Annotated in this window: 13 protein-coding genes; 11 read left to right on the top strand and 2 right to left on the bottom strand. The window is 68.0% G+C overall.

What is annotated here, in order from left to right:
- The first annotated feature begins 75 nt into the window (after window positions 1-75).
- The 7 genes from GT355_RS01360 (at window position 76) to GT355_RS01330 (ending at window position 7,480) form a co-directional block, all read left to right on the top strand.
- Window positions 76-1,068, top strand: coding sequence for an AAA family ATPase (locus GT355_RS01360; protein WP_160132835.1), 993 nt, complete (start codon window positions 76-78; stop codon window positions 1,066-1,068).
- On the top strand, window positions 1,065-2,042 hold the full coding sequence (locus GT355_RS01355; protein WP_160132834.1) for a DUF58 domain-containing protein: 978 nt from the start codon (window positions 1,065-1,067) through the stop codon (window positions 2,040-2,042). The genes GT355_RS01360 and GT355_RS01355 overlap by 4 nt, the downstream gene beginning before the upstream one ends.
- Entirely contained in the window at window positions 2,039-4,357 is a 2,319-nt protein-coding gene (locus GT355_RS01350; RefSeq protein ID WP_240145684.1) for a transglutaminase TgpA family protein, read from the top strand. The genes GT355_RS01355 and GT355_RS01350 overlap by 4 nt, the downstream gene beginning before the upstream one ends.
- A 27-nt stretch (window positions 4,358-4,384) precedes the next feature.
- Window positions 4,385-4,678 (top strand): stress response translation initiation inhibitor YciH, encoded by a 294-nt coding sequence (gene yciH / locus GT355_RS01345; RefSeq protein ID WP_007691839.1) that lies wholly within the window; start codon window positions 4,385-4,387, stop codon window positions 4,676-4,678.
- 228 nt (window positions 4,679-4,906) lie between these two features.
- Complete coding sequence (locus GT355_RS01340; protein ID WP_160132833.1) at window positions 4,907-5,872, top strand: basic amino acid ABC transporter substrate-binding protein; 966 nt, start codon at window positions 4,907-4,909, stop codon at window positions 5,870-5,872.
- A 40-nt stretch (window positions 5,873-5,912) separates the two neighbouring features.
- Entirely contained in the window at window positions 5,913-6,740 is an 828-nt protein-coding gene (locus GT355_RS01335; RefSeq protein ID WP_160132832.1) for an amino acid ABC transporter permease, read from the top strand.
- On the top strand, window positions 6,737-7,480 hold the full coding sequence (locus tag GT355_RS01330; RefSeq protein WP_160132831.1) for an amino acid ABC transporter ATP-binding protein: 744 nt from the start codon (window positions 6,737-6,739) through the stop codon (window positions 7,478-7,480). The genes GT355_RS01335 and GT355_RS01330 overlap by 4 nt, the downstream gene beginning before the upstream one ends.
- On the opposite strand, the gene GT355_RS01325 is transcribed toward GT355_RS01330, so the two are convergent.
- The gene (locus tag GT355_RS01325; protein ID WP_160132830.1) at window positions 7,477-8,532 is read right to left on the bottom strand and encodes a zinc-binding dehydrogenase; all 1,056 of its coding nucleotides are present in this window, start codon (window positions 8,530-8,532) and stop codon (window positions 7,477-7,479) included. The genes GT355_RS01330 and GT355_RS01325 overlap by 4 nt on opposite strands.
- 45 nt (window positions 8,533-8,577) lie before the next feature.
- Complete coding sequence (locus tag GT355_RS01320; RefSeq protein ID WP_160132829.1) at window positions 8,578-10,023, bottom strand: replication factor C large subunit; 1,446 nt, start codon at window positions 10,021-10,023, stop codon at window positions 8,578-8,580.
- Between the two features lie 107 nt (window positions 10,024-10,130).
- On the opposite strand from GT355_RS01320, the gene sdhC reads away from it, so the two are divergent.
- From sdhC to GT355_RS01300, 4 genes are all read left to right on the top strand, one after another.
- Window positions 10,131-10,523 (top strand): succinate dehydrogenase, cytochrome b556 subunit, encoded by a 393-nt coding sequence (gene sdhC, locus GT355_RS01315; protein WP_120071311.1) that lies wholly within the window; start codon window positions 10,131-10,133, stop codon window positions 10,521-10,523.
- Entirely contained in the window at window positions 10,524-10,889 is a 366-nt protein-coding gene (locus GT355_RS01310; protein WP_120071312.1) for a succinate dehydrogenase hydrophobic membrane anchor subunit, read from the top strand.
- Between the two features lie 12 nt (window positions 10,890-10,901).
- The gene (locus tag GT355_RS01305) at window positions 10,902-11,756 is read left to right on the top strand and encodes a succinate dehydrogenase/fumarate reductase iron-sulfur subunit (protein WP_160132828.1); all 855 of its coding nucleotides are present in this window, start codon (window positions 10,902-10,904) and stop codon (window positions 11,754-11,756) included.
- 66 nt (window positions 11,757-11,822) lie between these two features.
- Window positions 11,823-12,431 carry a class I SAM-dependent methyltransferase gene (locus GT355_RS01300; RefSeq protein ID WP_160132827.1) on the top strand — a complete coding sequence of 203 codons (609 nt, stop codon included), beginning with the start codon at window positions 11,823-11,825 and terminating at the stop codon, window positions 12,429-12,431.
- Window positions 12,432-12,732 lie beyond the last annotated feature (301 nt).

The raw sequence follows: 12,732 nt of genomic DNA, 5'->3' as shown, positions 1-12,732 counted from the left end.
GTTACAAGCGCTCAACCCCACAAACGTGTCAATGGGTCGGCGCGAACGCCCGTCCTCGGCCCGCTCTCTCAATCCATGACGGACGCGAACATCGACACCGATACCAGCCGCCCGCGAACCGCCCGCGCCGAACCGACCCGCCAGCTCTCGGTCGAGGAGGTCGGCGACCTCGCTCGGACCGTGATCGAGAACGTCGAGGACGTGATCGTCGGGAGCCACGACGCGATCGAACACATCGTGACCACGATGCTCGCGCGCGGGCACGTCCTGCTGGAGGACGTCCCCGGAGTCGGCAAGACGATGCTCGCGCGTGCGGTCGCCCGCTCGTTCGAGTCCTCCTTCTCCCGGGTGCAGTTCACGCCCGACCTCCTGCCCGCCGACGTCACGGGAGTGAACGTCTTCAACCAGCAGTCGCGCGAGTTCGAGTTCCGGCCCGGGCCGGTGTTCGCGAACGTCGTGCTCGCCGACGAGATCAACCGTGCCCCGCCGAAGACCCAGAGCGCGCTCCTCGAAGTGATGGAGGAGACCCAGGTCACGGTCGACGGCACCACCCACCAGCTCGACGAGCCCTTCACGGTGATCGCCACGCAGAACTCCGTCGAGCGGAACCGGACCTACGAGCTCCCGATCGCCGAGGTCGACCGGTTCATGAAGCGCCTCCGGCTCGGCTACCCCTCGCCCGACGCCGAGGCCGCGATGCTCGGGCGGGTCGCCGGCACCCACCCGATCGAGACCCTCGACCCCGTCGCCAGCCTCGACCAGCTCCGCGGGGCGCGCGCCACGGTCGCTGAGATCACCGTCGAAGCCCCCGTCAGACAGTACGTCACGCGGCTGGCGAACTACACCCGCGAACACGCCCAGCTCGGGGTGAGCCCCCGCGGGTCGCTGGCGCTGTTGCGCGCCGGCCAGGCCCGGGCGGCGCTCGACGGTCGGGAGTACGTCACGCCCGACGACGTCCAGCGCGAGGCCGAGGTCACGCTCGCCCATCGGATCCGACCGGTCTCCAGCACCGACGAGACCGGTCGCGAGGTCGTTCGGACGGCGCTCTCGACGGTTCGCGTCGAATGAGACCCACCCGCCGGGCGGTCGCGGTGGCGGGGCTGTGCGGCCTCGCGGTCTGGCTCGCGGTCCGCTTCGGCGCGCGCTCGCTCAACGCGGTGGTGGTACCGGCGCTGGTCGCGCTCGTCGCGGGGGCGATACAGTTAGTTCTCGCCGACCGGCCGACGGTCCGCCGGAGCCGACCCGCACCCGGGTTTCCGGACGAGATTCGAGCCGTCGAACTCACCGTCGAGGGGGGCGACGCGCTGTCGGGGCGGATCACCGAAACCGTCGGCGACGGGCTCGAGAGCTCGTTTTCGAGCGCGAAGCGCGGGCTGCCGGCCACCGTCGAGTACGACGTCCGGCTCGGCTCCCGTGGCGAACGGCGGCTCGGGCCGGCGACACTGAAAGTGACGGACGTGCTCGGGCTCTGGACGACGACGTACGACTACCCGAAACGGACGCCCCTCCTGGTGTATCCACCGCTCTTCGAGGTCGCGGGGGCCGGCGGTGCGCTCGGCGCGCCCGACCCCGTCGACCAGCGCGACGAGTTCGACGAACTCCGGGAGTACGTCCCGGGCGACAGCCTGCGTGACATCCACTGGGCGTCGAGCGCGAAACGCGACGACCTCGTGGTGATGGAGTTCGACACCGCGAGCGACGTCACGGGGCTGACGGTCGCGGCCGAGGCGGTCGCGGGCTACGACGACGAGATGGCGGCGGCGACCGCGAGCGTCGTCACCGCGCTGCTCGACGCGGGGCTCGCGGTCGGCCTCGCGCTCCCCGGGACCGAGGTCGAACGCGACGGCGGCGAATCCCAGCGCGAACGCGTCCTCGCCGCGCTCGCCAGGACCGGGCCGGGACGGGTCGAGCGCGACGCCGACGTCCGGGTGGTCGCCGACGCCGGTGGCACGCGCGTGACCGTCGAGAACCGCGAGATAGCCTTCAGTGACCTCGCCGGCCCCCGGATCGAACCCACGGCCGACGCCGGGGTGGTCTCGTGAGCACGCTCGAGAACCGAGACGACGAGCGCTCGGATCGGCGGCTGTCGGTCGGGTTCGGGCCGCGCTCGCGTCGCGCGCTCGCGCTCGCCGCGACCCTCGTCCTCATCGGGTCGATCCTCCGGGTGCTCACGGCCGTCACCGACGTCGCCGGCGGCACCGACACGCTCTGGTTGTTCGTCGCCGGGAGTCTGGTGGCGGCGACGGTGCTGGCTCGCTTCCTGCCGGCGGCCGGCGCGGTCGTGCTCGCGGCCGTGCTGTTCGGGGCCGGGATCTGGAGCTACATCCAGGCGGTGCCGAACGGCGCGCTCCTGCTCCAGTCGCTCGACGCGGTGAAGACCGACATCCTCGCGCTGCTGACCGGGCTCTCGGTGCTCCGGATCATGGCGGCCGGGACGTGGGCGGTCGGCTTCGCGCCCACGCCGACGTTCCTCGTCTGGTATCTCTCGCTCCGGCGGCACTACGTGAGCGCGGCGGCCGTGGGGAGCGCGGCGCTCGGCTTCTTCGTCCTGACCGGCGACGCGGGCATCGGGGCAGTGCTCGCGGGGACCGCCGGCGCGGCCGGTGTGGTCGGCTTCGGCGAACTCGACCGCAACGGCGGGAGCGCGCGACAGGCCGAGACGCTCGTGGTGGTGCTCGCGGCGATGGTCGTGGTCGCGCCGTTCCTGAGCGTGGTCCCCGGTGGGACCTCCCAGCCGCTCGTCACCTCCGGGGCCGGCGACGGGAGCGGGGCCTCGACCATCGAGGGTGGGCTGCTCTCGGCGGGCGACGAGGTGAACGTCCAGGGCGCGATCACCCTCTCGCCGAAGGTCCGCTTCACCGTCGAGAGCGACCGGGAGGACTACTGGCGCGTCGCGGGCTACGACCGCTATACCGGACAGGGGTGGGTCAAGACAGGGAGCAGCGACCCCTACGACGGCTCGCTCGCCGGCCCGCCGGGCAACACCACCGAGGTGGACCAGACCTACGAGCTCAGGTCCGAGGTCGGTGTGTTGCCGGCGGCGTGGAAGCCGACCGAGCTCTCGGGCGACGTCGCCGACGACGCCAGCGTGACCGCGCTCGGCGGGCTCCAGCCCGACGGCGAGCTCGGGAACGGGACGACCTACGCGGTCGAGAGCCAGCGCCCGAACGCGACGCCGGCCCAGCTCCGGGCGGCCGGGACGGCCTACCCGAACGAGGTCGCGAGCCAGTACACCCAGCTCCCCGAGAGCACGCCCGACCGGGTCGCGACCCGAACGGACCGCGTCACCGCGAACGCCGACAACCCCTACGACACCGCCCGGACGGTCGAGCGGTGGCTGGAGACCACCAAGAACTACTCGCTCGACGTCGACCGGCCCGACGGCGACATCGCGGACGCGTTCCTCTTCGAGATGGACGCGGGCTACTGTACGTACTTCGCCACCACGATGGTGACGATGCTCCGGAGTCAGGACATCCCGGCGCGGTTCGTGACGGGCTACACCGAGGGCCAGCGGGTCGCCGAGGACGAGTGGGTGGTCCGTGGCTACGACAGCCACGCCTGGGTCGAGGTCTACTTCCCCGAGACCGGCTGGGTCAAGTTCGACCCGACGCCGGCCGCGCCGCGAAGCGCCGTCGAACAGTCGAACCTCGAGGACGCCCGTGCGGGGAACGACTCGAACGTCGACGTCAACGGCTCCGAAGCGGGCGAGTGGACGCCGACGCCGACACCAACACCGGTCGGCGCGACGCCGACGGAGACGACCACCCCGAACGACTCGAACACGACCGACGGCGCTCCAGCCGGGGTCGACGACCAGCTCCAACAGGCCGCGAACCGGGACGGGCCGGACGGGACGAACGCGACGAACACCACGACCACGGGCGGTGCGGCCGATTCCGGCGACGGGGCAGCGAGCTTCGACCTGGAACTCCCCTCGCCGTCGCCGCGCGAACTCCTCTTCGTGCTGGTCGTGCTCGTCGGGCTGGCGGCCGCCGCCCACCGGACCGGCGTGCTCGAACGGCTCTACCGCGAACTTTGGCTCCGGGTCCACCCGAGTGGCACGCCGGCGGCGGCGGTCGAGCGGTCGTTCGACCGGCTCGAATACCTCCTCGCGCGCGACCACCGACCCCGGCGGGCCGGCGAGACCCCGCGGGAGTACCTCGCGGTCGTGAGCACCGACGAGCGGGTCGAGCGGGTCGGCGAGATCTTCGAGCGCGCCCACTACGCCGGCGAGGTGAGCCGGGCCGACGCCGACGAGGCCGCCGGGCTGGTCGACCAGCTCGTGGCCGAGCGCACCCCGGTGGTGGGTCGGTTCCGCCGGAATCGGCGCGAGCGAGGTCCCGACAGTATTTAATACGATGACTTCATATTTCCCAGTGTAATGTCGGAAGTCTGCTCGACGTGCGGCCTGCCTCAGGAACTCTGCGTCTGCGAAGACGTGGCGCGAGAGTCCCAGCAGATCACCATCCGCATCGACGAGCGCAGATACGGAAAGGAGGTAACGATAGTTGAAGGGTTCGACCCACAGGACGTCGACATGTCGAGTCTGTCCTCGGACCTGAAATCCAAGTTCGCCTGTGGCGGCACCATCGAGGACGACGCCATCGAACTTCAGGGCAACCACACCGGCCGGATCGAGGAGTTCCTTCGCGAGAAGGGCTACACGGTCGCGTAGACACCTCCGCTTTTCATCGACCCGCCATCGACGCTCGACCGCCGAGCGACGCTTCGCGCGACCCGACCCCCGATCCGAGTCGTCCGCCGACGCCCGACCGACCGTTCATCCGGAAAGACCCGCCCGCCGTGCGGGTTCGTTCGTTCTTTCGGCGGGGAACACGAGGAACCCGGCCCGAATGCCGGTCCGTGACGAAAGAGTGAAAAGCCTCATCTCCCCAGACGGGGTATGGTAAAGGATCGCTCGGCGACGCGGCGCGGCTATCTGAAGGCGACCGGTGCGGGGGTCGCGGCGCTCTCCCTTGCGGGGTGTATCGGTGGTGGCGACGGCGGAAACAACAGCAGCGAGGGCGGGAGCGGCGGCAGCGGTGGTGGAAACGGAAGTGGCAGCGCCGGGAACGGCAGCGGCGCGGCGGGGAACGGGTCCGGCGGCGCGGCGAGCGGCAACGAGAGCGGCGGGTCGAACAACCAACAGCGCATCGCCATCGGCTCGGACATCCCCTACAAACCGTTCGAGTACCGGACGAACGACGACGAGCTCGTCGGGTTCGACGTCGACATCGCGAAGGCGGTGTTCGGCGAGCAGCTGGGGATGACCCCGCAGTTCCAGGCCACCTCGTTCGACAGCATCATCCCCTCGCTCAACAACAACAACTTCCGGGTGATCATGAGCGCGATGACGATCAACGACGACCGCGCGAAGAAGGTGGACTTCTCGGACCCCTACTTCACGGCCTACCAGACGATCATCACCCTCCAGAACAGCGATATCTCGGGGAAGTCCGACCTCAAGGGGCAGACGGTCGGCGTCCAGAAGGGGACGACCGGGGCCGACGCCGCCGCGGAGCTGAAGGAGGAGTTCGGCGGCGACCTCTCGATCGAGAGCTACGACCAGATCCCCGACGCGTTCAGCGCGCTGATGAACAACCAGGTCGCCGCGGTCATCAACGACAACACCGTCAACGCCGGGTTCGTCAACGAGAACTCCGACGCGGTCCGGTTCGTCGAGGGCGACGGCGAGGCCGCGAACCAGGGCAAGAACGCGCCGTCGTACCTCACCCTCACCGTCGAGGAGTACGGCATCGCGTTCCGGCAGAACGACGACGAGCTCCGAAAGCGGGTGAACGAGGCGCTCTCGACCATCCGCGACGACGGCACCTACGACGAGATCTACAACGAGTACTTCGACAGTTAAACCACCTACACCTATCACTGCCTCCTGCTAACTCCCCGCAATGGCCGACACGCAAACGAACGCGACGCACGGGGCCGCCGAGAGCCGGCTGTTCAACGACACGACCCTGAAGTGGGTCGGGATGGTGGTCACGGGGCTGTTCACGCTCCTGATCGCGGTGTTCATCGGCTACATCGTCGTCTTCCAGGTCGACCTCGGACTCCTGATCGAGGTGGTCTACCCGCAGTTCACGGACGCCTTCATCACGGTGCTCAAGATCGTGGTCATCAGTTCGGTGCTGTCGGTGGTCGCCGGCGTCTTCGTCGGTCTCGGGCGGGTCTCGCGGACCGGCTTCACGCGGAACGTCGCGCGGGGGTACATCGAGTTCTTCCGCGGCACGCCCCTCCTGTTCCAGCTGTTCGTGATCTACTTCGGGGTGCCGACGCTCTGGCCGGCCGGCCAGTTCCCCTTCTCCGACTTCTCGGTTCCGGCCGCCATCATCGGGCTGACGCTGAACCACGCGGCCTACATCGGGGAGGCGATCCGCGGCGGGATCGAGTCGGTGCCCGGCGGACAGATGGAGGCCGCGCGGTCGCTCGGGCTCTCGTACATCCAGTCGATGCGCGAGGTGGTCCTGCCGCAGGCCTGGCGCAACGCGCTCGCCGCCATCGGCAACGACCAGGTCATCCTCGTGAAGGACACCTCCCTCCTGACGGTGCTCGCGGTCCCCGAACTCATCAGCGCCTTCCGGAACGTCAACAGCAACACGTTCGACCCCTGGACCCCGATCGTGATCGTCGCGGTCGCCTACCTCATGATCACCATCCCGCTCGGCCGGGTCGTGAGCTACCTCGAACGCCGTGCCGACCCCGCCGGAGGGAACTCGTGAGCACCCCGTCGACGCCGATCCTCGAGTTCGACGGCGTGAACAAGTACTTCGGCGACGCCCACGTCCTGCGGGACGTCGACCTCGACGTCGAGGACCGGGAGGTCTGTGTGGTGATCGGCCCGAGCGGCAGCGGGAAGTCGACGTTGCTGCGGTGTGCCAACAGACTGGAGGAGATCCAGTCGGGCGAGATCAGATTGGAGGGCGAGGCGATCTCGGCCCCGGACGCCGACATCAACCGGCTCCGCCAGCGCATCGGGATGGTCTTCCAGAGCTTCAACCTCTTCCCGCACAAGACCGCGCTCGAAAACGTCACGCTCGGGCCGCGGAAGGTGAAGGGGATCTCGAAGGGAGAGGCCACCGAGCGCGCCGAGGAGCTCCTCGCCAGCGTCGGGCTCTCGGACCAGACCGGTTCGTATCCGAGCCAGCTCTCGGGCGGCCAGCAACAGCGCGTCGCCATCGCCCGCGCGCTCGCGATGGAGCCCGACGTCATGCTGTTCGACGAGGTGACGAGCGCGCTCGACCCCGAGTTGGTCGGGGAAGTACTCGACGTCATGGGCGGGCTCGCCGAGGAGGGGATGACGATGCTGGTGGTGACCCACCAGATGGGGTTCGCCCGCGAGGTCGGGGACCGGGTCGTGTTGATGTCCGAAGGTCGCGTGGTCGAGACCGCCCAGCCCGAACGCTTCTTCGCCGACCCCGACACCGACCGCGCCCAGCAGTTCCTCTCGAAGATCCTCTAGAAGTCGGTGACGACCTCGATCCCCGTCACTCCATACTCGTCCATCGCCGCCAGTCGGTCCGAAACCTCGTCGAGACTCACCTCACGAGTGACGAGTTCGCCGGGGTCGATCTCACCACCTGCGAGCAGGTCGAAGAGGTCGCCGTAGCGCGTCGGCGAGAGGCCGCGGGCTCCGAGGAGATCGATCTCGTTGCGCGTGAGTTCGTCGACCGGGAGTGAGACTTCACCGCGTTCGGCCTCACCCGTGAGCCCGACCTGGACGTGCCGGCCGCGCCGCCGGAGGCAGTCGATGGTGGTGCGGAAGGTCTCGGCGCTCCCGAGGGCGTCGAGCGCGACGTGTGCGCCGCCGTCCGTCAGGTCGCGGATCGCTCTCACTGGATCGTCGGTCGCGTCGACCGCCGCCCGCGCGCCGAGGTCCGTCGCGAGGGCGAGTGCGGCCTCGTCGAGGTCGACGGCGATCACCCGCGCGCCCAGCGCCGCGCCCAACTGGACCGCCGAGAGACCGACCCCGCCACAGCCCACGACCGCGAGCCACTCGCCGGCCTGCAGGTCGGCGCGGCGCGCGAGCGCGTTGTAGGCGGTGACGTACCGACAGCCGAGCGCCGCCATCGCCACCGGTGAAACACCGTCGGGGAGCGGCGTGACGTTGTACTCGGCGTTCGGGACGTGGACCCGCTCGGCGAACGCCCCCGGAGCGTCGGCTTCGAACCCGAGCGCACGGTCGTTCGCACAGACGTTGCCGTGACCGTTGTGGCAGGTGGGACACGAGCCACAGCCGAGGCTGAACGGCACCGCGACCCGCTCGCCGACCGCGCGCGCCGTGACCTCGTCGCCGACCGCGACGATTTCGCCTGCTGGTTCGTGGCCGAGGACCTGCCCCAGCGGGACCCGGTCGTCGGCCCACTCGCCGTGGCCGTGCCAGGCGTGCCAGTCGCTCCGGCAGATCCCGCAGGCCTCGACGTCAACGACGACCCCGTGGCTCGCGGGTTCGGGGTCGTCTATCTCCTGGATGTCGAGCGGTTCGCCGTACTCGGTGAGGACTGCGGCACGCATGGCCGGATCTCGCGTGGGTGGGGGAAAAGCTCGCAGGTGGCGGGGTCAGTAGAAATCCGCGAGGCCGGATTGAGAGTCGTCCGCTTCGGTCTCGGCGGGGTCCTCGGCTTCCGGCTCGTCGACGTCGTCCGGTTCGTCACCCTCGTTCGGGTCGTCGGCGAGCGGGTCGTCGTCCGTTCTGGTCGCGCCCTCGAACGCGCCCTGTGAGCCCTCGACGGCGGCCTCCTCGCGGAGCCGGGCCGCGTCCTCGACGATCGACTGGACCTTGTTGGTGCTCTCGCCGCTGCCGGTGATGAACGAGACGTGTTTCGCCTCCAGGTCGTAGCGGGCCGTCATCGCCACGGTCAGCTCCCGGTTGGTGCAGTGGTGGGTCATCGTCGCGAGGTAGGGCATGACCTCGCGGCGCGCGCTCGCCATACTCACGCCGGCGGTCTCGGCGATCCGCTGGGCGATGTAGTCGCGCTTGTCGCGCGTGCCGCGCGAGCGCCCGAGCTTCGACCAGTAGCTCGGCGGGCCGTAGCGCGTCCAGCCACCTTTCGGCTCGCGGCGCGAGGCGGCCACGCCGGCGGTCATCGCGTCGCCCGCGTAGCGCCAGTAGGAGTAGTTCTGGGTCGCGCGCACCCGACCGAGCCAGCGGTCGGCGTTCGCGAGGTTGTCGTAGGCGTCGGCGAGTTCCGCTCCATGGAAGTCCTTCGGGACGTTGTCCTCGATCCAGTTGATGAGGTCGTCGGGCGTCTCGTCGACGTCGTAGGACATCCGGAGCGCGCCCTCGGCGTCCTCCTCCTTGATCAGCGCGTCGAGGAAGTCGAAGATCCCCGTCGTCTGGTCGCGGTCGCTGGTCACCACGTCGTCGACGGTGAGTCTCTCGGTGGATTCGGCGAGCGCTTGGAGGTCGTTGACTGCGCCACGAAGATCCCCCGAGTTCTGTTCGGCGATGGCTTCGAGGGCGTCGTCCTCGTACTCGACGCCCTCCTGACGGCAGATGTCCCGGAGCACGGGGAGGATCGAGCGCGCCGAGACGTCGCGGAACTCGATGGTCTCGCAGGCGTTCCGGAGCGCGTTCGACATCTCGTAGAACTCGTTGGCGATGAGTATCATCGGCTGGCCCGCCTCCTTCACGAGGCTCGTGATCGCGCGCGAGCCGCCGCGGTCGACGTTCCCGTGGAGGTTGTCGGCCTCGTCCATCACGACGAGCCGCCGGCCCGCACTGCCGCCCGAGAGGGTGCCGGATTTGGCGGCCTCGCCCGCGACCCGCTCGATGATGGCTTTCATCCGTTGATTCGAGGCGTTGAGCTCGATGGTCGGCCAGCCCATGTCGTTCGCGAGTGCGTGGGCCGCGCTGGTCTTGCCGACGCCCGGCGCGCCGTGGACGATGACCGCCTCGCGGTGGTCCTCCCAGGTCTCGGCCCACTCCCGGAGGGCGTCGCGGGCCTTGTTGTTGCCCCGGACTTCGGAGAGGGTCGACGGGCGGTACGTCTCGGTCCAGTCCATTGCGTGGATCAGGATCGAGTCGGGTTTAGTGGTTGCGAACGCGATCCCGACGGAACGTGTGCCGGGTACGTAACGACTAAACCCGGCGGGTACGAGAGTCCGAACGCATGAGTCAGTCGTACAAACGGGGCCTCGTGGAGGACTTCGGCCGGTGGCGGGAGTTCTCCGCCGGGATGTGGGCCTGGGTTTTTCATAAGTTTACGGGCTGGGTGCTGATCGGCTATCTCTTCGTCCACATCTCGGTTCTGAGCACGGCGATGTCGGGGGCGAACACCTACAACACGACCCTCCAGAGTCTGGAGGGGCTGTTGTTGGTTCGCATCCTCGAGGTCGGCCTGCTTGCGGTGGCCGCCTTCCACATCCTGAACGGCATTCGACTACTGTTCGTCGACCTGGGGGTCGGGCTCGAATCCCAGGACAAGAGCTTCTACGCGTCGCTGGTCCTGACCGGGATCATCGCCGTAGCCAGCGTCCCAACCTTCCTCTCGGGGGCCTTCTAGATGGCCGAACAGTACTCCTCGTTCGACCGACGGGGCTGGCGGTGGTTCCTCCAGCGGGTCACGGCGGCGTTCCTGATCGTCGTGCTCGCCTTCCACTTCATGCTCCTCCACTTCGTGAACCACGCCTACGAGATCACCCTCATGGGGTCGAGCGCCCGGATGAGCCAGGTGGGCTACTTCGCGACGATGATCCTGTTCTTGATCACCGCGACCTTCCACGGTGTCAACGGGGTCTACAACGCGCTCGTGAACCAGGGCCTCGACGGAACCCAGAAGAAGGTCGTCGCCGGCGTGCTGGTGGTCGCCAGCGCGGCACTGATAATCCAGGGCGTTCGGCTCGCGCTCGCGATGACGGGAATGAGCTAACCGACACAACCAATGAGTACACAGATACAGCAATCGGACGCCGAGAGCGAACAGGGCGACTCCCCGCAGGAACGCCGGCTCGAACGCAAGCGGGTCGACGCCGAGGAGCGCGAGGCGCGCGCGGAGTCGGCCGCCGACGAGGAAGGTGAGCACGTCAGCCTCGTCGTCTACCGCTACGACCCCGAGGTCGAGGGCAAGACGAAACCCCGGTTCGACGAGTTCCAGGTGCCGCTCAAGCAGGGCATGACGGTGCTCGACGCCCTGATCTACGCCCGCGACCACTACGACTCGACGCTGACCTTCCGGCACTCCTGTCGCCAGGCCGTCTGTGGCTCCGACGCGCTGTTCATCAACGGTTCGCAGCGCCTCGGCTGTCAGACCCAGATCGCGGACCTCGACGCCGACACCGTCCGGGTCGAACCCCTGCCCCACCAGGACGTCGAGAAGGACCTAGTCGTGGACATGGAGCACTTCTACGACCAGATGCACGCGGTCGAACCCTACTTCCAGGGCGAGACCCCCGACGGCGAGGAGCAGCTCCAGAGCCGCGAGAACCGCGAGAAGATCAAGATGAGCACGCGCTGTATCTGGTGTGGTGCCTGCCAGTCCTCGTGCAACATCGCGGCGGGCGACAACAAGTACCTCGGCCCGGCGGCGATCAACAAAGCCTACCGCTTCGCGATGGACGAGCGCGAGGAGGACGACCTGAAGGAACACCGCCTCAACATCCTCGAACAGGAACACGGTGTCTGGCGGTGCCAGACCCAGTTCTCGTGTACGGAGGTCTGCCCGAAGGACATCCCGCTGACCGAGCACATCCAGGAGCTGAAGCGCGAGGCCGTGAAGGACAACCTGAAGTTCTGGTAATCTCGACCGCCGCCGACACCACTCGATCCTGACGAGTATTTAACTACCCTCGCCGAAGGGCGGGGTATGGATCCGGCCGAGAACCACCGTTGCTGGGCCGGCCGTTCCGGGGAGTTCTCACCCGCGTACTACGCACACCTGGGCCCGAACGCGACGAGCGAACGCCTCGCCGAAGTCTGTACGGCTGCCGTCCCCGAGGACGCGACGATCCTCGAACTCGGCTGTAGCGCCGGTCGACACCTCGCCCACCTCCAGGAGGCGGGCTTTTCGAACCTCGCGGGCATCGACATCAACGACGAGTCCTTCGCGGCGATGGCCGACGGGTACCCCGACTTGGCCGCGGCGGGCACGTTCCACACCGGCGCGATCGAAGACGTCCTCCCCGAGTTCCCCGACGACGCCTTCGACGTGGTCTACTCGGTCGAGACCCTCCAGCACGTCCCGCCGGAGAACACTGGTGTCTTCGAGGAGGTGGCCCGCGTCACGGCGGACCTGCTCGTCACCGTCGAGAACGAGGGGGACGATTCAGACGACCACGGCGACGTGAACTACGTCAACGACGACTTCCCGCTCTACTACCGGAACTGGAAGGGGATATTCACCGACCTCGGACTCGTCCAGCGGTTTTCCGAACGTACGAAACGCGATACGTTGCGTGTTTTCGAAGTTTCGTAGTTCGTTTATTCCGAGAATCCCGAGTTAATGCTCAGACGTTTCTGAGCACTTTCCGCCGCTGCTTTCGGAGCTGTTTCTTGAACTCTCGAACCAACCGATTTCGTTCTTTAGACGGAACACCCCGTTTCCGGAGTTGTTTTTTGTACTCTCGGATTTGTCGCCGCCCCTCTTTCTTCATTTCGCGACGCATCTGTGATTTGACTGATGCCATTTTGATTTCACCTCCCGTATCCTTCTGAGATATGTGACCCGGTTCGAGTCATCTCACGGACATAGGTGGATGTACGATAATTGCCGGTAT

The organism is Halococcus salsus (genome assembly GCF_009900715.1).
In the GTDB taxonomy this organism is placed as follows: domain Archaea; phylum Halobacteriota; class Halobacteria; order Halobacteriales; family Halococcaceae; genus Halococcus; species Halococcus salsus.
This window is presented reverse-complemented; position numbering and strand designations above follow the sequence as displayed.

Bases quoted from the DNA above. Each gene is read 5' to 3' on its own strand.
- GT355_RS01360 (WP_160132835.1), top strand. From the start codon at position 76: ATGACGGACGCGAACATCGACACCGATACCAGCCGCCCGCGAACCGCC.
- GT355_RS01355 (WP_160132834.1), top strand. From the start codon at position 1,065: ATGAGACCCACCCGCCGGGCGGTCGCGGTGGCGGGGCTGTGCGGCCTC.
- GT355_RS01340 (WP_160132833.1), top strand. From the start codon at position 4,907: ATGGTAAAGGATCGCTCGGCGACGCGGCGCGGCTATCTGAAGGCGACC.
- sdhC (WP_120071311.1), top strand. From the start codon at position 10,131: ATGAGTCAGTCGTACAAACGGGGCCTCGTGGAGGACTTCGGCCGGTGG.
- GT355_RS01335 (WP_160132832.1), top strand. From the start codon at position 5,913: ATGGCCGACACGCAAACGAACGCGACGCACGGGGCCGCCGAGAGCCGG.
- GT355_RS01310 (WP_120071312.1), top strand. From the start codon at position 10,524: ATGGCCGAACAGTACTCCTCGTTCGACCGACGGGGCTGGCGGTGGTTC.
- yciH (WP_007691839.1), top strand. From the start codon at position 4,385: ATGTCGGAAGTCTGCTCGACGTGCGGCCTGCCTCAGGAACTCTGCGTC.
- GT355_RS01305 (WP_160132828.1), top strand. From the start codon at position 10,902: ATGAGTACACAGATACAGCAATCGGACGCCGAGAGCGAACAGGGCGAC.
- GT355_RS01320 (WP_160132829.1), bottom strand. From the start codon at position 10,023: ATGGACTGGACCGAGACGTACCGCCCGTCGACCCTCTCCGAAGTCCGG.
- GT355_RS01300 (WP_160132827.1), top strand. From the start codon at position 11,823: ATGGATCCGGCCGAGAACCACCGTTGCTGGGCCGGCCGTTCCGGGGAG.
- GT355_RS01325 (WP_160132830.1), bottom strand. From the start codon at position 8,532: ATGCGTGCCGCAGTCCTCACCGAGTACGGCGAACCGCTCGACATCCAG.